The following is a 19982-nucleotide window of genomic DNA, read 5'->3' as shown; positions in this document are numbered from 1 at the left end:
TGCAAAAAATTAACTGCCTTTTTCCATTTAATGAATTACATTTAAATTTACAAGTGAGGAAGTGAGATCGCCGTGTCGTCTAGGACTTTTGCAAACAAACAACCACAAGAGCAGGCTTCATCTGGATTTGAGTTCTTTAAGGGAGTAGGTCAGATAACTGGCGGTACTTTGCTATCTATAACACTCCTAACAAGCTCTATTGTTGCGGGAACACTAGTAGGTTTAGCCATTAGTTTCCGTAATTTACCAGATGTTAGACAAATAAAAAACTTTTTCCCCTCGGAAACAACTTACATATACGATATAAAAGGCAAACTTTTAACTGGTATCCACGGGGAAGCTAACCGAGAAGTAGTACCCCTCAATAAAGTTTCCCCCAACCTCAAACGCGCCGTCTTAGCCAGTGAAGATGGTCACTTTTACGATCATCATGGGATTAACCCCACTGGTGTTGGTCGTGCCATAGTAGTTAATATGGTAGCGGGAGGTGTGAAAGAAGGTGGTTCTACCATCACCATGCAATTAGTTAAAAACCTATTTTTATCTCAAAAACGGGCTTTTACGCGGAAATTGGCAGAAGCTGTCCTAGCAATTCGTTTAGAGCAAATCCTCAGTAAAGACGAAATTCTAGAAATGTACCTCAATCAAGTTTATTGGGGTCATAACAATTACGGTGTGCAAACAGCAGCCCGCAGTTATTTTAATAAATCAGCAGAATATTTAACTTTGGGTGAATCAGCTATGATGGCAGGTTTAATCCAAGCTCCAGAAGAGTTTAGCCCTTTTGCGAGTATGAAACTTGCCAAACAGAAACAAAAAGAAGTTCTGGGGCGGATGGTAGAGTTAAATTGGATCACCAAAAAAGAATATGATGATGCCCTGAAACAACCAATTAAACTGGGTAAGATCAGGTCTTTTCAGGGTAGTGCCTCACCTTACATCACCAATACTGTAGCTCAAGAGCTGGCGAAGAAATTTGGTCGTGATTCCTTGCTTAAAGGCGGAATGCGCGTCCAAACCACTGTTGATGCTAAATTCCAAACAATGGCTGAAGAAACCGTCAAAGAATGGCACGAAAAGCTTCAGTCCCAAGGGTTATCTAAGAATCAAATGGCGCTAGTGTCAATTGACCCTCGCACTCACTTCGTGAAAGCCCTTGTCGGTGGTGTAGATTATAAACTCAGTGAATTTAACCGAGCCACCCAAGCCCAACGCCAACCAGGTTCGGCTTTTAAACCTTTTGTTTATTATGCCGCCTTTGCTACTGGTAAATATACACCTGATACCACAGTCATAGATGCTCCAGTTAGTTATCAAGATGGTAATGGTTGGTACTATCCAAAAAACTACGATGGTAGTTTCGCTGGAGCAATGTCAATTCGCACAGCCCTTGCCCAGTCTCGCAACATTCCGGTGATTAAACTTGGTAAAACGGTGGGGATGAATAAAGTCATTGAAACCTGCCGGAATTTGGGCATTATGAGTCCAATGGAACCAGTTACTTCTCTACCTTTGGGAGCTATTGGTGTTACTCCCTTAGAAATGACTAGTGCTTATGCTACATTGGCTAATTATGGTTGGCAGTCACCACCCACAGTAATTGTTCGTATTACCGATAGTGCTGGTAATGTGATTCTCGATAATACACCCAAACCAAAACAAGTTTTAGATCCTTGGGCTTCAGCAGCTACTATTGATATTATGACTTCAGTAATGACTGAAGGTACAGGTAAAAATGCTGCAATAGGTCGCCCTGCTGCTGGTAAGACAGGAACTACATCCTCAGAAAAGGATATTTGGTTTATCGGTACTGTACCGCAGTTAACTACTGCTGTGTGGGTAGGGAGAGACGATAGCAAACAACTGGCACGTGGAGCAACTGGTGGGGTCATGGTAGCCCCTATATGGCGGGACTTTATGACAAAGGCGCTCAAGGGTGTACCTGTAGAAAAGTTTAAGTCTACTTCTCAGTTTCCACGTCCTAAATCAAATTAAGAGGGAACAGGGAACAGGGAACAGGGAACAGGGAACAGGGAACAGGGAACAGGGAACAGGGAACAGGGAACAGTCAAAAGTTCTCTATCCTCCCCTACTGTCACTGCTTCCAGTTCTCAGTCATTTTGTTTTTTCCAATTCCGCTTTCATCCTTTCTAAGGTCACGTTCATTTGCTCAAACATTTGTTGTGGAGTTACGCCAAACTGACCTAGTTGAGTTTTTAGTTGCTGCATGGTCATTTGTGCCATGAAATCCTCTGATAGCTCGAAACGCTTCATGAAGACGCGGTATCTATCCATCATGGATTCCATTTGCTCAATAAACAGCTTCTTGCCCTCGCGGTCAAATTTGCCGTAGTTGTTGCCAAGTTGAACCAGTGCTTGATAGTCTTCAAACAATTGCTTGGCTTCTTGCTGCACTATTTCAGAGTCGAAGAATCCCATTTTGCTTTTCTTTAACTTAATGCTATTAGTTGAGTAGCTCCGAATTTTGCCTCTATGTCTTATTTTATTGTAGAAGATTCATCTGGGGAAACTACTTCGGTTAAAGTAGGGGTTTTTACCCGAATTTCACTACTTGACTTCAAGTATAGAGTTCGTTGACACTCTCCGGTCTAAAGACGCGGAGATTATTTTTTGTAGGTTGGATGAAGCAACAGCGCAACCCGACGTATTTGTTGGGTCATGGCTAACGCTTCCCGTCAGGGATACGTACCTCAACCCAACCTACTACTAATCTATGTAACTTGACCCATTAGTTGACGAATTGAGTAGAACGGTTATAGATAAAATGATATTCACTAAACGAAAAAGCCGTACTATTGCTGCTATTCTAGCATTTTCCGGCACATTAACGATTTCGGGTTTACATAAATTTTACTTGGGACAGCCACTTTGGGGAATTCTATATGTTTTGTTGTCTTGGACACCTATTCCCAAGGTGGCTTGTGCTATTGAAGGGGTTTGGTATTTAACTCAAGAGGAAGAAACTTTTGATCGATATTTTAATTTGGGTGAGTCGGTAACGAGAGTACCACCACCAGTTGGTAATCAAGTGGAATCGGTTGCTAATGCTTTGCGTGAGTTAGAAGCACTCCGTCAAGATGGATTAATTTCTGAGTATGAGTTTGAGCAAAAACGTCGTCAGATGTTGGATCAGATTTAGCTATCCCGACAGAAGCCCCACGTCTCACTCTTAGGAGCGTGGGATGAATGGCGCGTGAGTCGACGACAGTTCCCTGACTAATGTGCGTAGCACGAAGGAAGGGAACAGGTCGGAAATGAACACTTTCTTATTCTTCCGGTGAATTTTGGTTTTCAATATATTTTCGTAATGTTGAGATAGTTACCCCGCCACAACTAGCAACAAAATAAGACCCGTTCCAAAAAACATCTTTCCAGTAAATTTTTGCTAAATGTTCTGAGAACTCTTGGCGTAATTTCCTGGAAGAAACTGATTTAAGATTATTTATGGTTCTTCAGTACTTGTTATGCTAAAGTGAGAAGTTGAGAGAAGGGAACAGGGAACTCTTAACTCTTAACAGGGAACTCTTAACTGGGAACAGGAAGAGAGTTTTGAGTGATTTTACTTTTCTTCACATACCTTTAAATTTTTCTGTTCACCTACTTAATTGGTGTATACTGAAATAGTAACACCAACATCAGGAAAAGGCAATAAGCAGGTGCGGATATCATACCAATACCGAATGAAACCGACAAAAGAGCAAGCAAAAAAGATTGATGAAACGCTAGAAAAATTGCGTTATCAATACAATTATTTGCTGGCTCAACGGTTTAATTGGTATGAACAAAACCGTTCTCCTATTAATAGATGTTCTCTTGTTGTTTGTCATTTACCAGAATTAAAAGAACAACCTAATTATTACAGTCAAAAAGCATCATTGACTCAACTTAAAAAAGACCGTCCTTGGTACAAAGAAATCCATTCTCAAGTGCTACAGGAAGTTTCTAAAAAAGTTGAATTAGCTTTTGATAGATGGTTGAAAGGTGATAGTAACGGCAAAAAATCTGGCAGACCTAGATTTAAAGGTGCGGGGCAATACAAAACATTTACGTTTCCTCAATTCAAGCAACATCACTTTGTTAACAATAAGATTACACTGTCAAAAATAGGAGATATAAAGGTAATTGTTCATCGTCAAATACCCGATGGATTTGATATTAAAACTGTGTCTGTCACTAAAAAAGCGGACGGGTATTATGTCACTCTAAGCCTTGATGATAAAACAGTTCCAGTGGTGAAACCCGATTTTAATGCTAATAATATTGTTGGTATTGATGTCGGACTAATTGATTTTATTGTCACCTCAGACGACGAAAGAATTGCATCTCCTAAGTTTTTACGTAAAGCTGAACGCAAATTAAAATCTGCACAGCGTCGCGTCTCTCGTAGGAAAAAAGGATCTAATCGTCGTAAAAAAGCTATTAAAAAACTGGGTATTCAACACAAGAAAGTATCAGATACCCGCAAAGATTTTCACTTTAAAACAGCAAATAATCTCCTCAAAAAGTCCGATGTTATTGCTGTGGAAAAGTTGAACATAAAAGGACTTACTAGAACAAGATTGGCTAAAAGTGTTAATGATGCTGGTTGGGGACAGTTCATCACCATACTTTCAAACAAAGCCGAAAATGCTGGTTTGAAAGTGATAGCTGTAAATCCCAACGGCACGAGCCAAGAATGTTCTATCTGTGGTAACAAAGTTAAAAAGCCGCTATCCCAAAGAATGCACAATTGTCTTGTATGTCATACGAGTTTGTGCAGGGATATAAATGCGGCTATAAACATCAAGAACCGTGGGACACACGGTCTTAAAGCTCAATCAATGTCCGGATTAGGAGTCGTTGAGAAGCCCACACTCACCTGAAAGGGAGTGTGTGGAGTATGTCACGTGATTGGTAAAAGGATCAGGTTAAGAATGAGTAAGTGGTTACCTTTAAATCTGAAATTGCAAAGGCTTCGCGCTAAGTTGATGAATGATCCCTATTATCGTTTGCAGTCCTGGGAAGAGGTGCAAATGGCGGCTGAGTTGGGTTTGGGTGTTGATGCTAATCAGGCGACTGTGGATGATTGGCTGCGTTTACCTGGGTTGTCAATTCACCAAGGGCGATCGCTTGTGGAACTTTCTCGCGCTGGTGTGGTATTCTACTGTATTGAAGATGTGGCGGCGGCTTTGGGTTTGCCAGTACAACGGTTAGAACCATTAAAACCTTTGCTGAATTTTAATTATTATGATCAGAATTCCCTGGATAAACCTCAGCCGATTAATCCTAATACTGCTTCGGTAGAAAGTCTTGCCAAAATCCCTTTTATAGATTTATCTTTAGCACAGATAGTTGTGGAAAACCGTACGGCTGCTGGTTCTTACCGGAGTTTAGCAGATTTTCAACAACGTTTAGAATTATCTGGGGATGCGATCGCTCAATTGATGTATTATTTACGCTTTTCGTAGGGGCGCAGGGCCTGCGCCCTTTGTCAGTGGTCAGTGGTCAGTGGACTAAATTAAGCCGATGCGGTCCAGAGGCCAAAAGCGGAACGTGGCGCGACCGATGACGTTTTGACTGGGGACAAAACCCCAATAGCGAGAATCATTACTATCATTCCGATTGTCTCCCATGACGAAAAATGCGCCTTCTGGGACTTTGATTTCTGGAAATGGGCTGTTTGGTGGTTCGGCAATGTAGTCTTCTGTTAAGGCTGTACCGTTGAGGTAAACTTTGCCTTGGGCGATACTAATTATTGCGCCTGGTTCACCAATTACTCGTTTGATAAAGGCTTGGTTTTGAGAATATCCACGTCTTTGTAGTTCTGGTGGTGAGTTAAAAACGATGATATCGCCGATTTTGGGAGGATGAAGGCGGTATGATACTTTTTCTACAACTAAGCGATCGCCTGTGTGCAAGGTAGGATACATTGATTCTGAGGGAATCAGGCGTGGTTCAGCAATAAATGTCCGAATTAGAAGTGCTAAACACAGGGCAATAGTTATTAAAACTAAATTTTCCTGCCAACTACTCCAGATTTTTGTTTGTGAAGAAGTATCTTTAATATCACTTTTGTGAGGAGTCATAGTTAACAGTGTAAGTAGGAGTTAAAAGAGGCAGGGGGAGTGGGGGAGTGGGGGGAGTGGGGGAAGTGGGGGGAGTGGGGGAAGTGGGGGGAGTGGGGGAAGTGGGGGGAGTGGGGGAAGTGGGGGGAGTGGGGGGAGTGGGGGAGAAAGAATTTTCCCAATTACTAATTACCAATTACCCATTACCAATTACCAATTACTAATTACCAATTACCCATTACCAATTACCAATTACCAATTACCCATTACCCATTACCCATTCCATTACCATTATCTGATTTAGCAGTAATGACTTCTGTGGGACGGAGAACTTTTTCACCTAAATGAAATCCGCGACGGACAATTTTAGTAATTGTTTGGTCTGGGATATCTGTTCTTTCTTCCCGGTCAATGACGCGACATAAGTTAAAATCTGGTTCTGTTCCTTTTTGTAATTCTATAGGTAAAAGTTGGTGCTTTCCTAAAACACCGAGAAACTTGCGATTAACTGCACCTATGGATCTGGGTAGACGTTCTATAAATTCTGGACTAGGACTAGGATTGTTTTCTAGATAGTCTAATAAAGCTTCTAAGGCATCAGCAACTTCTAAAAGTTCCAAGAATAAATCTTCTGTTTGGGCTGTAGTTTTAATTTGCTGTTCTCTCAAAGACTGCTGTAATAACACATTGTCTTTTTGCAGAACGCCGAGTTTTTGTACGAGTAATTCTCGTAATTCTACGCTAATCAGATAGTTGGGGGATAGATCAGGCACGGGAAATCTCTTTAGATAGCACAGCTAGAATTTTGTTAGCCTAAGTGTTGATTTGGGAATGAGGATGATTACGCAAAATTTGACTCAGAGCGATCGCTCTTTGTAATTGTCCACCCATTTGATAAGCTTTAATTAACCACATTTGGGCTTGAATATAATTTTGGCTATTACGCTCTTGACAACCTTGACAGTAATCTTCTAAATATTTTATAAGAAGATAGGCTAAAAACCCCGGAATTGATCCCTAAAAATCCCCAAAATTTTTAGGGATCAATGTCTTGTCAGCCGGGGATGAAAGCTGTAAGAGGGGATTTATCACTGGGGGATAAATTGATCATATTTGATGTTATCATCGCAGATGACAGGAAAGGTAATCAACCTGTATAAAAACCTAACTGGGGGACAACGTACCTTGAAACCAAAACTCTGTAACCATTTCAATCCTGTTAAGTAGGTTGGCGTTGAAAATTGTCGTTATGGCAAGGCAAAAGGCAAGAGGCAAGAGTGAAGAGGGTTTGGGCGATTTTACGTTTCTTTACACAGTTTGGTTTTATTGTGTTCACCTACTTAGACATAAAAAGATACATATCAATTTCCACCCTTATTGATTCTATTGTCAATAATCTCGGTCGAAAAATCCTATTTTACAAGAAAGACTGGGAAGTTTGAAAGCCCCTGAGAAACAGAAACTCCAGTTCCGTCTTTCGTGCTACAGACAGGGGATGAAAAACGACTCGTGCGTGCAAAACCCGAAGGGTGGAAAAGTAGTGACCTCAACTATCTTCATGGGCTTTTCCTTTGACAGCTACTAGGAATTTTCAACACCTGATCTATATCTAACTGATTTTCCCGTTTTTGTAATTCAGGATTAGCGGCAACGATTAATTGCCAATCAGTAGATTTACTACAAAATTTTCCTGCAATACTACTAAGGGTATCTCCTGATTTTACGGTATAAGTGGCTAGTGGTGGGGCTGGTTTAGGAATTACAGGAGTAATTACAGGAGGAGTGAGATTAGTAGTAACTGTAGGTTTAGGAACTGTTGCAGTATATATAGCCGTTTGCAGGGCAAAAAAACTACCTGCTGCACCAATAGTAATGCCTATTATCAGCATGAAAATGGCAATACTTGTTGTCCAAGATTTCGGACGCTGGGGTAATTCTGCCAAGGAACGGATTAGAGAAACATCAGTGTCACAATGAGGACAACTGTTGCTCTCAATTCCTTTATACCCACAAACCGGACAGTCAATTTTAGTTTTGGTGTTCATCGTGTAAGTCCCGTGATAATGTTATTACTGGGTAATTCTTGATTTAACCAATGTTATACATCTGGTTGTAATTCCCGCCATAAACGATCTGCTTCATTACTATCATCACCTGTAGCTGCATTCAACATCCGAGAGATTTTGTCAAACATGGCATTAGTTTGGCTTGGTGCAACGGCTTTGGCTTGTTGGATGGCGAGAATACAACCTTGTACTATAGCTGTACCTCATCAGTCTTTTCTAGTTTCCTGACTGTGATACTCCATTGACGAGAGATTATTAGTATTAATAGCAAATTGTAATTCTTGACTCAAGTTTCGCAATCTTTCTTGCTGAAGTTGGGGAATCATAAAACCGCAGAAGTTAATCATGCGATCGCACTCATTCACCGCCAAAATCATACACATGAAAATAATTTGTAATTAAGTTTTAGATTTATGTTGACGAATAGCTTTATTCATGGAAATAATTTGTCCTACATGAAAAGAAGGAGGCATTAAACTATGAATCCGATGATCAAGTCCATCGTGCATGACATCCTGTCATGCCGCTATACTCTTTCCCAGAGAGGTTATATCTAGCTAATTCTTTATTATTAGCTGCATTCACCAATCTAACAAAAGCATTGTCAACTTGAGTAAAATCTTGTTTACGAGCAATACAATCGTAAATATTGATGACGAAGACTAATTTAGCTTAATCAGCAGGAATGGGAGGTAAATCAATAATGATTACTTCGTCATCACCAGTGCCAGTTAAATTGTCTCCTGTATGGACGATTGATCCTGATAAATGTTGAAGATTACCAAAGTAGATGATGTTTTCTTTGTCTGTTAATTTACCATTAGCATCCAAGCAAACTACAGAGGCATCTAGATCATGGTCATGACCACCACCAAAACTTCTAAAAAACGTCACAGCCCAGTTAAATTTTGTATGCTGCCATGAAAGACATCATAATTAATACTTATTTCAGCATATAGATATTAAAAAGGCAAGTCACATTTTGGAAATATCCGCAAACACTTAAGAATAGCAAGTCCAAAATAAAATCTGTAGTTTCTCGATGAGCGATAGCGAAGAGCTGCTGCAAGCAGTTCGCCGGATAAAACCCCAATTTAGTTTTATGCTGGAATATTGACACTCCCCGGTCTAAAGACACGGGGATTCTTAATCGAATAATTGCAAACACAACTGCTCGAATAATATCCGCTTTTCAGGTATTACCTTAGATGTACGGTTCCCCGCCTGATGCCGTTTGCCATTTCTGGCGGCATCGTTGCATAAAAGGGCGTTACTTTCTCCCAGTCCAGGAGTAGGCACTAACGATTGGTGCGTCGGCTTTTTACGTCTGTTGCTGACGAATTTCAAATTAGCTCTTCGTAAAATTGTCCGAGAAGCCTGAGTATCAGCATGGTCAATATGACCACAGTTTTCACAAATGAACTTTTCGCCATCTCTATTAGCTTTACTAATATGATGACAAGCCGAACATTCTTGAGAAGTAAATTTAGAATTAACGGATAATACTGGCTTACCAGACTTCAATGCCAGCCAAGCAATCTTAGAAAATAATTCGCCCCAACTTGCATCAGAAATAGAGCGATTTAATCCACGTTTTGCAGATTGACCATTAGCCATAAATCATCCTTGCTGCCTTTTGGGTTGGCAGCGGGACTTCATAGCCTTAACATTTAGATCCTCTTGGACAATTGCCTCAGCGGTGTTAACAACTTTATTGGCTGCTTTCCATTGATGATCATTTCGCTTATCTGCAATCTTTTTATGTAGCTTGGCAACTATTTTCCCGGCTTTTTTGCGATTATTAGAACCCTTGATTTTGCGGTTAACTCGGCGCTGTCTGATTCTTAATTGACGGCGGACTTTTTTATTAGTTGCAAATTGAGGATTTTCAATAAACGAACCATCCGACAAAGAAATTAATTTATTAATTCCTACATCAATACCTACTGCTGATTTGACGGTTTCAATTTCTGTAACTTCAGGTAGGGATTCAGGTAACTCGAGTAATACACTCATGTACCAGCCGTCAGCTTCTTTAATCACTGTCACCGTTCTAATATCAGCATCTATTGGAATAGTACGACTATCAAAATAGCGCATAGTCCCCAGTCCAGGAAAGTAGGCATGGGAATAGCATCGGGGCTGATTAGATTCACGATTAACAGTTAATTTTACTTGTCCTGGCTTGAATTGAAATGTTTTAAAGTTGGCTGCTTTACGAAACGCAGGGAAACCCCTTTTGTGTTGAAAAAATCCGTTATAAGCAATATCTAATTTAGCTAAATTGCCTTGTAAAACATCTGAATTAATTCGGCTATACCATTCAGACTCAGAACGTAGTTCAGTTGTTCTCTTGCCTTGAATATCAGTCGCACTACCCCAGGTTAAACCATGCTTCTTACTATTTTTTGTTAACCCAGAGGACATTACACCATGCTTAACGACGGGGCAGGTCAAAGGGCAATAAGAGCCATATTCAATACGAGTATCTAAGTCTGAAAATGCACCATATTGGTAAATTACTGACTCGTCTGATTTCTGGTTATTAGTTTCAAATCCGCGCTGACGTTCTGCCAAACAATAATTTCTGTGTTTCCGTAAAGTAACAAGCCACTCAGACATTAAGGCTTGTTGCCCAATAGATGGTTGTAGCTTGAATCTCCAGCGTATTTGCACAGGTTTATTTTGTTGATGTGATTGACGATATAACTATTATATGGCAGTATTACAGTAATGTCAACCCAATATTGTATATGAAGAAAAAACCTCTAGCGGTGTACCTAGATGAAACTGAAAGAAAGAAACTTGAGGATATCGCCCAAGGTTGGGGAATGAGTCTTTCGTCAGCCTTAAAAAGATTAGTTAGAGAGAAATAAAATGTTGAAAAGATTTAATGACCCGCATCATGATCGAGAATATTGGAAGCGGTTAAAACCGCACGGGTAGGCTTTCCCCCGCGCTCTAAAGAGACGCGGCTCCCAGCCTTCCCGCGATCCCCTGGTGGATTAAAAAAAACTTCAGTTTTCCAGATAGATCCGGTTATAACCAACATTTCTGGTGACTGGTAGCCATATTTAAACCACAACTTACGTAACTCCAGCGATGGAAACGCTTGCAAAGCGTTCCATCAATAGTTACACTTTTAAAAATATCCTCGTTTTTGTTTAGCAATTACCTAAACACTCAAACAGTCAGTTCTTGACAAAAGAACTCAAACTATGGTAGTGCGTCAGTATTGCCAAACTCAAAATCAGCAATAAAAAAACTCAGAGATTTCTCGGCTTGACGGTTTCCGTCATTTGTGAACCTCCGTAAGAAAATTGCTTTGTAAACATAACTATCCAGGAGGCTTGTAGTCAATGGGACTACCTTGGTATCGAGTACATACAGTCGTTCTCAACGATCCAGGTCGGCTGATTTCTGTACACTTAATGCACACAGCTTTAGTAGCTGGCTGGGCAGGTTCAATGGCACTGTACGAACTAGCCGTTTATAACCCTAGTGATCCAGTTCTCAACCCCATGTGGCGACAAGGGATGTTCGTACTTCCCTTCATGGCACGTTTAGGCGTAACCGAATCTTGGGGCGGTTGGAGTGTAACTGGTGGCACAGCAGTAGACCCCGGTTTCTGGTCATTTGAAGGCGTTGCTGCTGCTCACATCGTTCTTTCTGGTTTATTATTCTTGGCTGCTGTTTGGCACTGGGTTTTCTGGGATTTGGAACTTTTTAGAGATCCTCGCACCGGTGAACCTGCACTAGACTTGCCAAAAATGTTTGGTATTCACCTGTTCTTATCCGGTTTACTTTGTTTTGGTTTTGGTGCGTTCCACCAGACTGGACTATTTGGTCCAGGAATGTGGGTATCTGATGCCTATGGACTGACGGGCAGTATTCAGCCAGTAGCTCCTGAATGGGGTCCGGCTGGATTTAACCCCTATAATCCAGGTGGTATAGTCGCTCACCACATTGCGGCTGGTATTGTCGGTATTGTTGCAGGTTTATTCCACCTCACAGTTAGACCTCCTGAAAGGCTCTACAAAGCCCTACGGATGGGTAATATTGAAACCGTACTTTCCAGTAGTATCGCTGCTGTATTCTTCGCTGCTTTCGTAGTAGCTGGAACTATGTGGTATGGTAACGCTGCTACCCCAATCGAACTGTTTGGTCCTACCCGTTACCAGTGGGATCAAGACTACTTCCGTCAAGAAATTCAGCGTCGTGTGCAAACAAGCGTTGCTGAAGGTACTTCTTTGAAAGAAGCTTGGTCGCAGATTCCTGAAAAACTGGCTTTCTACGATTATGTTGGTAATAGCCCCGCTAAAGGTGGTCTATTCCGTACAGGGGCAATGGTGAAAGGTGATGGTATTGCTGAATCTTGGCAAGGTCACGCTGTGTTCACGGATGCCGAAGGACGAGAATTAACAGTTCGTCGTCTACCTAACTTCTTTGAAACCTTCCCAGTCATTTTGACTGATAAAGATGGGGTTGTCCGTGCTGACATCCCCTTCCGTCGGGCAGAGTCTAGATACAGCTTTGAACAAACTGGCGTAAAAGTCAGCTTCTACGGTGGGAACCTGAATGGTCAAACCTTTACAGATCCCGCTGATGTGAAGAAGTACGCCCGCAAAGCTCAAGGTGGAGAAATATTTGAATTTGACAAAGAAACCTTGAACTCTGACGGTGTATTCCGAACATCTCCCAGAGGTTGGTTTACCTTTGGTCATGCTGTATTTGCTCTACTATTCTTCTTTGGTCACCTGTGGCACGGTTCACGGACAATCTACCGTGATGTATTTGCTGGTGTGGAAATTGAAGAAGAACAGGTTGAGTGGGGTCTGTTCCAGAAGCTGGGTGACAAAACAACTCGCCGGAGAAAGGAAGCTTAAAACTTGGATGAGGTGTGAAGTAGATTTTTCTACTTCATGCTTTTTCTGTGGTTTGTTAAACTAAAATTACTGGCTCAACAGACAGGATCTGAAAAATATGGAAAGTGTTGCTTACATCTTGATTTTAACCCTAGCAATAGGTGTACTCTTTTTTGCGATCGCCTTCCGCGAACCCCCCCGGTTTGAGAAAAAAGAGAAATAGGTTATATATTCCCAATTCACTAGGGAATATATGCTAACAATATCCGTTGTTACTATCATTAGTAACAACGGATATTTTAGTTTCGGTATTAAAAATCAGATATCCCCCATTCCCTATTCCCCATTCCCTATTCCCCATTCCCCATTCCCCATTCCCTATTCCCCATTCCCTATTCACCGCCATATATGATATAATTTTATGTCTGGAAGTTGATATGTGTTAAGACTAGCTATTCTAAGCTAGGATAAGACAGCAATGTAAGTGGAAATTGTCCTCCCACTACTTACATATAAACTGAATTTATGACAAAACCTTTACGGAGACTAGACCCAGGAACACATTAGCATGGTCAATCAGAACTTAACCGCTACAGAAATTGGATTTACCCACGAAGATTTCGCTGCTCTACTTGATAAATACGACTATCACTTCAGCCCTGGTGATGTCGTACCGGGTACAGTTTTCAGTATAGAGCCGCGCGGCGCTCTGATTGACATAGGTGCGAAAACCGCAGCATATATACCCATACAAGAAATGTCTATTAACCGGGTCGATGCCCCGGAAGAAGTCTTACAATCAAACGAAACACGGGAATTTTTCATCCTTACAGATGAAAATGAAGATGGTCAGCTCACCCTTTCAATTCGTCGGATTGAGTATATGCGGGCTTGGGAGCGGGTTCGGCAGTTGCAAGCAGAAGATGCTACTGTCCGTTCTGGCGTTTTCGCAACCAACCGTGGTGGTGCATTAGTGCGAATTGAAGGACTGCGTGGCTTTATCCCCGGTTCTCATATTAGCACTCGCAAACCCAAGGAAGATTTGGTAGGCGAAGAACTGCCCTTGAAATTCTTAGAAGTAGATGAAGAGCGTAACCGCCTAGTTCTCTCCCATCGTCGAGCGCTGGTTGAGCGGAAGATGAACCGTTTGGAAGTGGGCGAAGTAGTTATTGGTACTGTTCGCGGTATCAAACCTTACGGTGCTTTCATTGACATTGGTGGCGTGAGTGGACTACTACATATTTCTGAGATTTCCCACGAGCATATTGATACTCCTCATAGTGTATTCAATGTTAATGATGAAGTGAAAGTAATGATCATTGACTTGGATGCAGAAAGGGGACGGATTTCACTGTCTACTAAACAGTTAGAACCCGAACCTGGTGACATGATCAAGAACCGTGATTTGGTTTATGATAAGGCCGAAGAAATGGCAGCTAAGTATCGGGAACAATTGCTTGCCAAACAGCAAGGCATTACTACACCTGTGGAAGCTACAGATGTGGAAGCTACAGATGTGGAAGCCGTAGCTGAAGAAGTTGCACCTATGGAAGCTGTGATTGAGGAAGAAATTCCCCCAGCCACAGAGATTGAAGAAGAGATCCCCGCAGCTATTGAATCATAGATTGATAATTGTCAGCAATTCTCACTTTGAAACGATTTTGCGCCATTTCAGCGATACACGGATTCGCTAAAAATTGTAAACCCCTGTTACCACAAGGGTTACAATGTCATCAAACCTTAAAATGAGAATTGCTGGATAATTGTCAGTGATGACAACTCAAATTGTTAAAGTGTATTATAAGGAGGGAAACCCCTCTTTTTTTTACTTACCATCTAAAATGAATGGGGTGAGCTATTTTGGCAACTATTAAATGTAAAAACATTGCGTTTTCTAATATTGAAGCAATTTTATTTGATAAAAACGGTACTTTAGAAGATTCTGAGTCACATTTAAGAACATTGGGACAAAAAGCGGCACGGATGATAGACGCACAAATTCCTGGAATTGGCGAACCTTTATTAATGGCTTTTGGTATTAATGGCAATTTCTTAGATCTAGCAGGTTTAATATCAGTAGCGAGTCGTAGAGAAACAGAAGTTGCAGCAGCCGCTTACATTGCAGAAACTGGTAGGGGATGGTTTGAATCTTTAAAAATCGCTCGTCAAGCTTTAGAAGAAGCTGAACAATATGTTGGTAAAACTCCTTCACCTTTATTTGTGGGTAGTTTGGAGATATTAAAGTCCTTGTCAGTAGCGGGCTTAAAATTGGGAATCCTGTCAGCAGCAACGACTCAAGAGGTCAAAAAATTTGTCACTACTCACCAATTAAGCGATTATTTGCAACTGGAAAAGGGAGTTGATGATGGTCCGAGTAAACCAGATCCGACGCTGTTTTTAGAAGCTTGCCAAGCCTTGGGAGTATCACCAGCGGCGACTTTAATGGTAGGTGATTCTATAGGTGATATGCAAATGGCGCGTCATGCTAAGGCTGCCGGCTGTATTGGGATTACTTGGATTGCTAGGGCAGATAATGTTCAAGGTGCAGACGTGGTGATTAATCAACTTGATGAAATTCAGGTGATTGCTTGACAGTCCATCAATTGAACTGCGTGCAAAAAAGCGTTACCCTAAGCGCATAGGATAAAACAGAGGAAAATACCGTGACTTCAAATACCCAAATCAAAGCATTAGACGTACCTACTGCCATAGGACAACGTCGTTCCATCAAAACCTTTAAACAAGATCCCATCTCCCCAGAACTACTTAAGCAACTGGTAGAATTAACCGTAGCTGCACCCAGTAGTTTTAACGTCCAATCGTGGAGAATAGTTTTAGTGCAGGACAAAGCCCAAAAAGAAGCATTATGTGCAGCTTCTTGGAAGCAACAACAAATTATTCAAGCACCTGTTACCTTTGTTTTCGCGGCTGACGCTGCTGCGGGAGGAAAAGATTTAACACCCATTTTAGAGCAAGGTGCAGCCACTGGGGCTTGGAATGAGGGAACAGTTAATTATTTTAGAGGTGCGATTCCCCAATTTCAAGCTAGTTTAGGAGACAAGCGCCGGGAATACGCCATTAAAGATGCCATGATAGCTGCTACGAATTTAGTGTTAGCAGCGGAAAGTTTGGGTTTATCCACCTGCTTTATGAATGGTTGGATTGAGGAACAGGTCAAAGCTATAATTGGTGCAGAAAATGACCCAGATATAGGTATTGCTGTTTTAGTACCTGTAGGTTATGCGGCTGAACCCCGCTTAAATCCCGGTCGGCTACCATTATCTGTGAATGTTTCTGTAGATAGACTGGATAATCCCTATCAAGGCTAATTAGGGATTTGGGGGTAGAAACAGCTTGATAATTTCTACCCATAACTATCCATATATTACTGTTTATCCGAGTCTTCAATAAGTTGATCAACAAAATCCCTCAACCGTTGCTGCTGTGTCAGGGACGGTTTTAATTTTTTCCCTGACTCCAGGTAAAACCTTAAATTGCAAGGGTGATTTATCGGAGGCTACTTGATTTTGTGGTTTAAATTTAATCCGAGGCATTGCCAAATCTTAATATGTCTGATATACTAGATATCATAGCACAACATTGAAGGTCGAATCAATGCTTTTATCATTCAAAACTGCGCTAATTCCAAATAACGGACAGATTACAGCTTTTCGCAAGGATTCTATTCACAAATTAACCTACTATCTAGCTAAAAACCACAGCATAATTAAGATAGAAGATTTGCACGTTAAGGCATTTTTGAAGAACCACAAATTAGCAGGTGCAATTGCAGATTGTGGGATGTATGAATTTCAAAGGCAATTAGAGTACAAAACTGAGAAGTTTGGCAGTGAATTAATCCTTGTAGATAGATTCTTTCCTAGTTCGCAAATATGCTCTAACTGCGGTAATCATCGTCATAAAATGCCATTAAAAAGCCGCGTTTATGTTTGTCCTGATTGTGGACATACAGAGGATCGTGACCTCAACGCAGCTAAGAATATTGACCGATGGTTTGTGGATATTTTTATCCCTGTAGCGTAGCGGTTCTTTTTAGGAACTACGGTCAGAAACGGTAAGTTCTACCGAGATTGCCTGTGGAGTGGAAAAACCTCTTAGAAGTCATTCTAAGACCACGATGAAGCAGGAAATAAACACTAAGATTATCGCTGTCCAGATGTGTCTAGACTTTGGTAATTTTGGGTAAGTTTTATAGAACGGATTTAGGTTAGATAAATACAAATATCAGTTGACGGCGATTTTTGGATCAGTGAATTGCATTTTGTCTCACGCAGAGGCGCAGAGGCACAGAGAGAGAATATTGCACAGAATCATCTTTCTTTGTCTGTGTTAATCTGCGTTTAATTATTCTTGAAATCTTATTCAACCCAGATCATACCTACTGTAAAAACTATATATTTCGGTCTTTTAAATTACAAAGTGATAATTTGTAATTGTACATCAATAAACATAAAAATATTTGGTTTTGATTTAAAAATATTGTAATAGAGCCAAGATCAAAATCTGTTGTTGTCTCTCTCATTAATTCTAGAAGTTCTGCTTTTAGTTTTTTGGACAATTCATAAAAATTTACATCTAGTAAATTCAACCTCTAACAGTGATTTAGTTTAGCTACATCCATAATTGCTGTTGTCACGATGAGGAAATAACTTGACCAAAAGTAATTGGCTATTTGGTTATACATTGCAGCGAACTCACAGCAGATTTATCAAATAATTTATTGATGTTAGTGAGTATCTAGCAATTATTCAAGTTTGGCTAAGGAGTAGTAAGTCTAGGAGAATTTAATGCTGGATTTTTTCACTTCATTGAATGAGCATAATTTACCATATCCAGATCCTTTACATCCTATCGTGGTTCACTTTGTAATTGCGATGGTTCTATTTTCTGTTTTTTGTGATGTCGCTGGGTATTTAACTGGGAAAACTACCTTATTTGAGGTGAGTTGGTGGAATATGTGTATTGCCACAGTAGCTATTTTTGTGGCGATTATTTTTGGCCAATTTGAAGCTGGTTTAGCGAAACCCTACGAACTGGCTAAATCAGTATTAAATGTTCATACTCTTATCGGTTGGTCACTTTCAGGTATTATTGCTGCAATTACAGCTTGGCGTTATGTGTTGCGAAGTCGTAACTCAAAAAAACTCCCATTTCATTACATAGCTGTGGCAGTTTTATTAACAGTGCTGGTTGGGTTTCAAGTATATCTTGGTGATGAACTTGTATGGGTGTATGGCTTACATACTGTACCTGTTGTGGAAGCGGTAAAGGATGGAATCTTGCCATGAATTCAGAATTATTAGACCAAATTAGTCACCAAATGGGTGCAAATGGTTTACCTTATGCCATTCCGATTCATCCTAATTTGGTACATCTTACATTAGGTTTATTCATCATTGCCATTATCTTTGATCTTTTAGGTGTATTTTTTCCTGTGGAAAAATGGTTGTTCAAGTTTTTGGGAATTAAGGTTGAACGTTCTCAATTATTTGATGTGGGTTGGTACAACATTTTTGCTGCGGCTGTGATTACATTTTTTACGGTTGGTGCAGGTTTTTATGAAATGTTGTTGGCAGCCCCACCAACAGATATCAAAAGTCCTTGGGGAATGCTGGCAATGCCGACAATGATGTGGCATGGTGTGGGCGGTGTATTGCTATTAGCGATGATTGTCGGTATGACCTTTTGGAGAGGTTGGCAACGTTACGTTATTGGCAAATACGAAGAGAGAGAAGTTCAAATTTCTTACTTGGTTGTCGGTGTAATTATTATGTTGCTAATGTATTTTCACGGCACATTAGGAGCGCACTTGGCAGCAGATTTTGGTGTTCACAATACAGCCGATAAATTACTAAGAGCCGGAAAAGACATCAATCAAATATTTGGTAATCGGTAATGGGTGATTAGTAATTGGTAATCGGTAAAAATTCTTAGCTAACGACCGACCACTGACAACTAACAACTGACCATTATGAAAATTCGGCAATTTCTCAACTTTTTGACCATAGTTACTGGGGCAGTTGCGGTAACTCTTTCTAGTCTATGGATTGGTAAACAGGCTTATTCTTGGCTTCCTCCCCAAGGGGCTGCTGAATCTCATCTAATTGATGATTTATTTAGCTTTTTGGTAACATTAGGATCTTTGATTTTCCTGGGAGTAACTGCTACTCTTTTCTATTCTATTTGTTTCCACCGGGCGAAAGCCAATGATTTAGGCGATGGTCCGCATATTGAAGGTAACGTTACTTTAGAAGTGGTTTGGACGGCAATCCCAATTATGTTGGTGTTATGGATTGCGGGTTATAGTTACCAAGTTTACGAAGAAATGGGCATCCAGGGACCTTCTCATCAGATCCATTTACATAATCCGATGAAGACAGAAACCGCTGATGCTGCACTGGGTGAAGCTTCAGCAGTCTCAGCAGGTGAGAATTTAGAACACATTGATGTATTAGCTAAACAGTGGGCTTGGGTGTTTCATTATCCCCAAAGCAATGTTACCAGTACAGAATTGCATTTACCGCAGGGTAGCCGTATCCGTCTCAATCTCCATTCGGAAGATGTACTTCACGGCTTTTATATCCCCGCTTTCCGCCTCAAACAAGACATTATTCCTGGTAACGACCTCGACTTTGAATTTACCCCCATTCGCCCCGGTGCCTATGATTTGACTGACTCTCAGTATAGCGGTACATACTTTGCCACTATGCGAGCCAAGGTCGTTGTGGAATCACCTAGCAACTATCAGCAGTGGTTAAGCAAAGCTGCGAGTCAAACACCCAGCCCAGCCCCTAACCAAGCAGCTTCCGAATATGCCCTAAAAATAGAAAACGGCATTGACAGCGGTTGGAAAACTGTTGAACCGGCAGCACCTCCATTAGTCAATTTCCCAGGTTAACTTTGTAATTTTTCTTTGCTACTGACAACTAACCACTAAGTAGGTTGGCGTTGAAAATTGTCGTTAT

Annotated in this window: 23 protein-coding genes and 2 pseudogenes; 14 read left to right on the top strand and 11 right to left on the bottom strand. The window is 40.9% G+C overall.

The genetic code is table 11. The annotated features are described in order from the left end of the window. Positions 1 to 72: 72 nt before the first annotated feature. Entirely contained in the window at positions 73 to 1995 is a 1923-nt protein-coding gene (locus tag NG743_RS25330; protein WP_027401282.1) for a transglycosylase domain-containing protein, read from the top strand. A 120-nt stretch (positions 1996 to 2115) separates the two neighbouring features. On the opposite strand, the gene NG743_RS25325 is transcribed toward NG743_RS25330, so the two are convergent. Beyond that, positions 2116 to 2439 (bottom strand): DUF1825 family protein, encoded by a 324-nt coding sequence (locus tag NG743_RS25325; protein WP_027401283.1) that lies wholly within the window; start codon positions 2437 to 2439, stop codon positions 2116 to 2118. 349 nt (positions 2440 to 2788) lie between these two features. On the opposite strand from NG743_RS25325, the gene NG743_RS25320 reads away from it, so the two are divergent. Then, complete coding sequence (locus NG743_RS25320; RefSeq protein ID WP_257122179.1) at positions 2789 to 3160, top strand: NINE protein; 372 nt, start codon at positions 2789 to 2791, stop codon at positions 3158 to 3160. A gap of 127 nt (positions 3161 to 3287) precedes the next feature. Here the strand turns inward: NG743_RS25320 and NG743_RS25315 are convergent. Further along, positions 3288 to 3473 (bottom strand): annotated as a pseudogene (locus NG743_RS25315) (transposase); the annotation flags it as partial. Between the two features lie 204 nt (positions 3474 to 3677). Between NG743_RS25315 and NG743_RS25310 the strand changes: the two are divergent. Together NG743_RS25310 and NG743_RS25305 are read left to right on the top strand one after the other, a co-directional pair. Continuing rightward, on the top strand, positions 3678 to 4883 hold the full coding sequence (locus NG743_RS25310; RefSeq protein WP_193962866.1) for an RNA-guided endonuclease InsQ/TnpB family protein: 1206 nt from the start codon (positions 3678 to 3680) through the stop codon (positions 4881 to 4883). A 51-nt stretch (positions 4884 to 4934) separates the two neighbouring features. Continuing rightward, complete coding sequence (locus NG743_RS25305; RefSeq protein ID WP_193962861.1) at positions 4935 to 5468, top strand: ComEA family DNA-binding protein; 534 nt, start codon at positions 4935 to 4937, stop codon at positions 5466 to 5468. Positions 5469 to 5513: 45 nt separating this feature from the next. Here NG743_RS25305 and lepB read toward each other — a convergent pair whose 3' ends face one another. The 7 genes and pseudogenes from lepB to NG743_RS25270 form a co-directional block, all read right to left on the bottom strand. Then, on the bottom strand, positions 5514 to 6086 hold the full coding sequence (gene lepB, locus NG743_RS25300; RefSeq protein ID WP_027401287.1) for a signal peptidase I: 573 nt from the start codon (positions 6084 to 6086) through the stop codon (positions 5514 to 5516). A gap of 245 nt (positions 6087 to 6331) precedes the next feature. Then, a complete protein-coding gene (locus NG743_RS25295; protein ID WP_027401288.1) occupies positions 6332 to 6838 on the bottom strand; it encodes a nucleotide exchange factor GrpE in 507 nt (168 codons plus the stop codon). Positions 6839 to 7621: 783 nt separating this feature from the next. Next, positions 7622 to 8110: a LysM peptidoglycan-binding domain-containing protein gene (locus tag NG743_RS25290; RefSeq protein ID WP_257121125.1), complete on the bottom strand. Its 489-nt coding sequence runs from the start codon at positions 8108 to 8110 to the stop codon at positions 7622 to 7624. A gap of 227 nt (positions 8111 to 8337) precedes the next feature. After that, on the bottom strand, positions 8338 to 8514 hold the full coding sequence (locus NG743_RS25285; protein WP_160170596.1) for a hypothetical protein: 177 nt from the start codon (positions 8512 to 8514) through the stop codon (positions 8338 to 8340). A 109-nt stretch (positions 8515 to 8623) separates the two neighbouring features. Further along, positions 8624 to 9025, bottom strand: a pseudogene (locus tag NG743_RS25280) (TerD family protein). A gap of 252 nt (positions 9026 to 9277) precedes the next feature. Continuing rightward, positions 9278 to 9748 (bottom strand): zinc ribbon domain-containing protein, encoded by a 471-nt coding sequence (locus NG743_RS25275; RefSeq protein WP_257121122.1) that lies wholly within the window; start codon positions 9746 to 9748, stop codon positions 9278 to 9280. Between the two features lie 3 nt (positions 9749 to 9751). Next, entirely contained in the window at positions 9752 to 10753 is a 1002-nt protein-coding gene (locus NG743_RS25270; RefSeq protein WP_257121121.1) for an RNA-guided endonuclease InsQ/TnpB family protein, read from the bottom strand. A 131-nt stretch (positions 10754 to 10884) separates the two neighbouring features. On the opposite strand from NG743_RS25270, the gene NG743_RS25265 reads away from it, so the two are divergent. After that, complete coding sequence (locus NG743_RS25265; protein ID WP_027400631.1) at positions 10885 to 11007, top strand: histone H1; 123 nt, start codon at positions 10885 to 10887, stop codon at positions 11005 to 11007. Positions 11008 to 11347: 340 nt separating this feature from the next. Here the strand turns inward: NG743_RS25265 and NG743_RS25260 are convergent, their stop codons facing one another. After that, entirely contained in the window at positions 11348 to 11491 is a 144-nt protein-coding gene (locus tag NG743_RS25260; RefSeq protein ID WP_193963973.1) for a hypothetical protein, read from the bottom strand. On the opposite strand from NG743_RS25260, the gene psbB reads away from it, so the two are divergent. The 5 genes from psbB (at position 11491) to NG743_RS25235 (ending at position 16325) form a co-directional block, all read left to right on the top strand. Beyond that, entirely contained in the window at positions 11491 to 13017 is a 1527-nt protein-coding gene (gene psbB, locus NG743_RS25255; RefSeq protein WP_027401292.1) for a photosystem II chlorophyll-binding protein CP47, read from the top strand. The genes NG743_RS25260 and psbB overlap by 1 nt on opposite strands. Before the next feature lie 97 nt (positions 13018 to 13114). Then, positions 13115 to 13219, top strand: coding sequence for a photosystem II reaction center protein T (locus tag NG743_RS25250; RefSeq protein WP_027401293.1), 105 nt, complete (start codon positions 13115 to 13117; stop codon positions 13217 to 13219). A 345-nt stretch (positions 13220 to 13564) separates the two neighbouring features. Continuing rightward, a complete protein-coding gene (locus NG743_RS25245; protein WP_027401294.1) occupies positions 13565 to 14620 on the top strand; it encodes a 30S ribosomal protein S1 in 1056 nt (351 codons plus the stop codon). Positions 14621 to 14856: 236 nt separating this feature from the next. Continuing rightward, on the top strand, positions 14857 to 15588 hold the full coding sequence (locus NG743_RS25240; protein ID WP_257121120.1) for an HAD family hydrolase: 732 nt from the start codon (positions 14857 to 14859) through the stop codon (positions 15586 to 15588). A 71-nt stretch (positions 15589 to 15659) separates the two neighbouring features. Then, the gene (locus NG743_RS25235; RefSeq protein ID WP_027401296.1) at positions 15660 to 16325 is read left to right on the top strand and encodes a nitroreductase family protein; all 666 of its coding nucleotides are present in this window, start codon (positions 15660 to 15662) and stop codon (positions 16323 to 16325) included. 87 nt (positions 16326 to 16412) lie between these two features. Here NG743_RS25235 and NG743_RS25230 read toward each other — a convergent pair whose 3' ends face one another. After that, positions 16413 to 16550 carry a hypothetical protein gene (locus NG743_RS25230; RefSeq protein ID WP_168465765.1) on the bottom strand — a complete coding sequence of 46 codons (138 nt, stop codon included), beginning with the start codon at positions 16548 to 16550 and terminating at the stop codon, positions 16413 to 16415. A gap of 61 nt (positions 16551 to 16611) precedes the next feature. Between NG743_RS25230 and NG743_RS25225 the strand changes: the two genes are divergently transcribed. The 4 genes from NG743_RS25225 to NG743_RS25210 all read left to right on the top strand — a co-directional run bounded on the left by NG743_RS25225 (position 16612) and on the right by NG743_RS25210 (position 19915). Further along, positions 16612 to 17040, top strand: coding sequence for an RNA-guided endonuclease InsQ/TnpB family protein (locus tag NG743_RS25225; RefSeq protein WP_027401297.1), 429 nt, complete (start codon positions 16612 to 16614; stop codon positions 17038 to 17040). A gap of 764 nt (positions 17041 to 17804) precedes the next feature. After that, complete coding sequence (locus NG743_RS25220; RefSeq protein WP_027401298.1) at positions 17805 to 18305, top strand: DUF2231 domain-containing protein; 501 nt, start codon at positions 17805 to 17807, stop codon at positions 18303 to 18305. Beyond that, positions 18302 to 18913 (top strand): DUF2231 domain-containing protein, encoded by a 612-nt coding sequence (locus NG743_RS25215; protein ID WP_027401299.1) that lies wholly within the window; start codon positions 18302 to 18304, stop codon positions 18911 to 18913. The genes NG743_RS25220 and NG743_RS25215 overlap by 4 nt, the downstream gene beginning before the upstream one ends. 75 nt (positions 18914 to 18988) lie before the next feature. After that, positions 18989 to 19915: a cytochrome c oxidase subunit II gene (locus NG743_RS25210; RefSeq protein ID WP_193964020.1), complete on the top strand. Its 927-nt coding sequence runs from the start codon at positions 18989 to 18991 to the stop codon at positions 19913 to 19915. Positions 19916 to 19982 lie beyond the last annotated feature (67 nt).

Source organism: Dolichospermum heterosporum TAC447 (genome assembly GCF_024584745.1).
Lineage (GTDB): Bacteria > Cyanobacteriota > Cyanobacteriia > Cyanobacteriales > Nostocaceae > Dolichospermum > Dolichospermum heterosporum.
The sequence above is the reverse complement of the archived record's forward strand: the minus strand, read 5'-3'. Positions and strand labels throughout refer to the sequence as shown.

What these genes read in the sequence shown, in the direction of transcription:
- NG743_RS25220 (WP_027401298.1), top strand. Translation starts at nt 17,805, where the DNA reads ATGCTGGATTTTTTCACTTCATTGAATGAGCATAATTTACCATATCCA.
- NG743_RS25245 (WP_027401294.1), top strand. Translation starts at nt 13,565, where the DNA reads ATGGTCAATCAGAACTTAACCGCTACAGAAATTGGATTTACCCACGAA.
- NG743_RS25215 (WP_027401299.1), top strand. Translation starts at nt 18,302, where the DNA reads ATGAATTCAGAATTATTAGACCAAATTAGTCACCAAATGGGTGCAAAT.
- NG743_RS25290 (WP_257121125.1), bottom strand. Translation starts at nt 8,110, where the DNA reads ATGAACACCAAAACTAAAATTGACTGTCCGGTTTGTGGGTATAAAGGA.
- NG743_RS25250 (WP_027401293.1), top strand. Translation starts at nt 13,115, where the DNA reads ATGGAAAGTGTTGCTTACATCTTGATTTTAACCCTAGCAATAGGTGTA.
- NG743_RS25270 (WP_257121121.1), bottom strand. Translation starts at nt 10,753, where the DNA reads ATGTCTGAGTGGCTTGTTACTTTACGGAAACACAGAAATTATTGTTTG.
- NG743_RS25305 (WP_193962861.1), top strand. Translation starts at nt 4,935, where the DNA reads ATGAGTAAGTGGTTACCTTTAAATCTGAAATTGCAAAGGCTTCGCGCT.
- NG743_RS25230 (WP_168465765.1), bottom strand. Translation starts at nt 16,550, where the DNA reads ATGCCTCGGATTAAATTTAAACCACAAAATCAAGTAGCCTCCGATAAA.
- NG743_RS25275 (WP_257121122.1), bottom strand. Translation starts at nt 9,748, where the DNA reads ATGGCTAATGGTCAATCTGCAAAACGTGGATTAAATCGCTCTATTTCT.
- NG743_RS25210 (WP_193964020.1), top strand. Translation starts at nt 18,989, where the DNA reads ATGAAAATTCGGCAATTTCTCAACTTTTTGACCATAGTTACTGGGGCA.
- NG743_RS25265 (WP_027400631.1), top strand. Translation starts at nt 10,885, where the DNA reads ATGAAGAAAAAACCTCTAGCGGTGTACCTAGATGAAACTGAAAGAAAG.
- NG743_RS25325 (WP_027401283.1), bottom strand. Translation starts at nt 2,439, where the DNA reads ATGGGATTCTTCGACTCTGAAATAGTGCAGCAAGAAGCCAAGCAATTG.
- lepB (WP_027401287.1), bottom strand. Translation starts at nt 6,086, where the DNA reads ATGACTCCTCACAAAAGTGATATTAAAGATACTTCTTCACAAACAAAA.
- NG743_RS25285 (WP_160170596.1), bottom strand. Translation starts at nt 8,514, where the DNA reads ATGTGTATGATTTTGGCGGTGAATGAGTGCGATCGCATGATTAACTTC.
- NG743_RS25225 (WP_027401297.1), top strand. Translation starts at nt 16,612, where the DNA reads ATGCTTTTATCATTCAAAACTGCGCTAATTCCAAATAACGGACAGATT.
- psbB (WP_027401292.1), top strand. Translation starts at nt 11,491, where the DNA reads ATGGGACTACCTTGGTATCGAGTACATACAGTCGTTCTCAACGATCCA.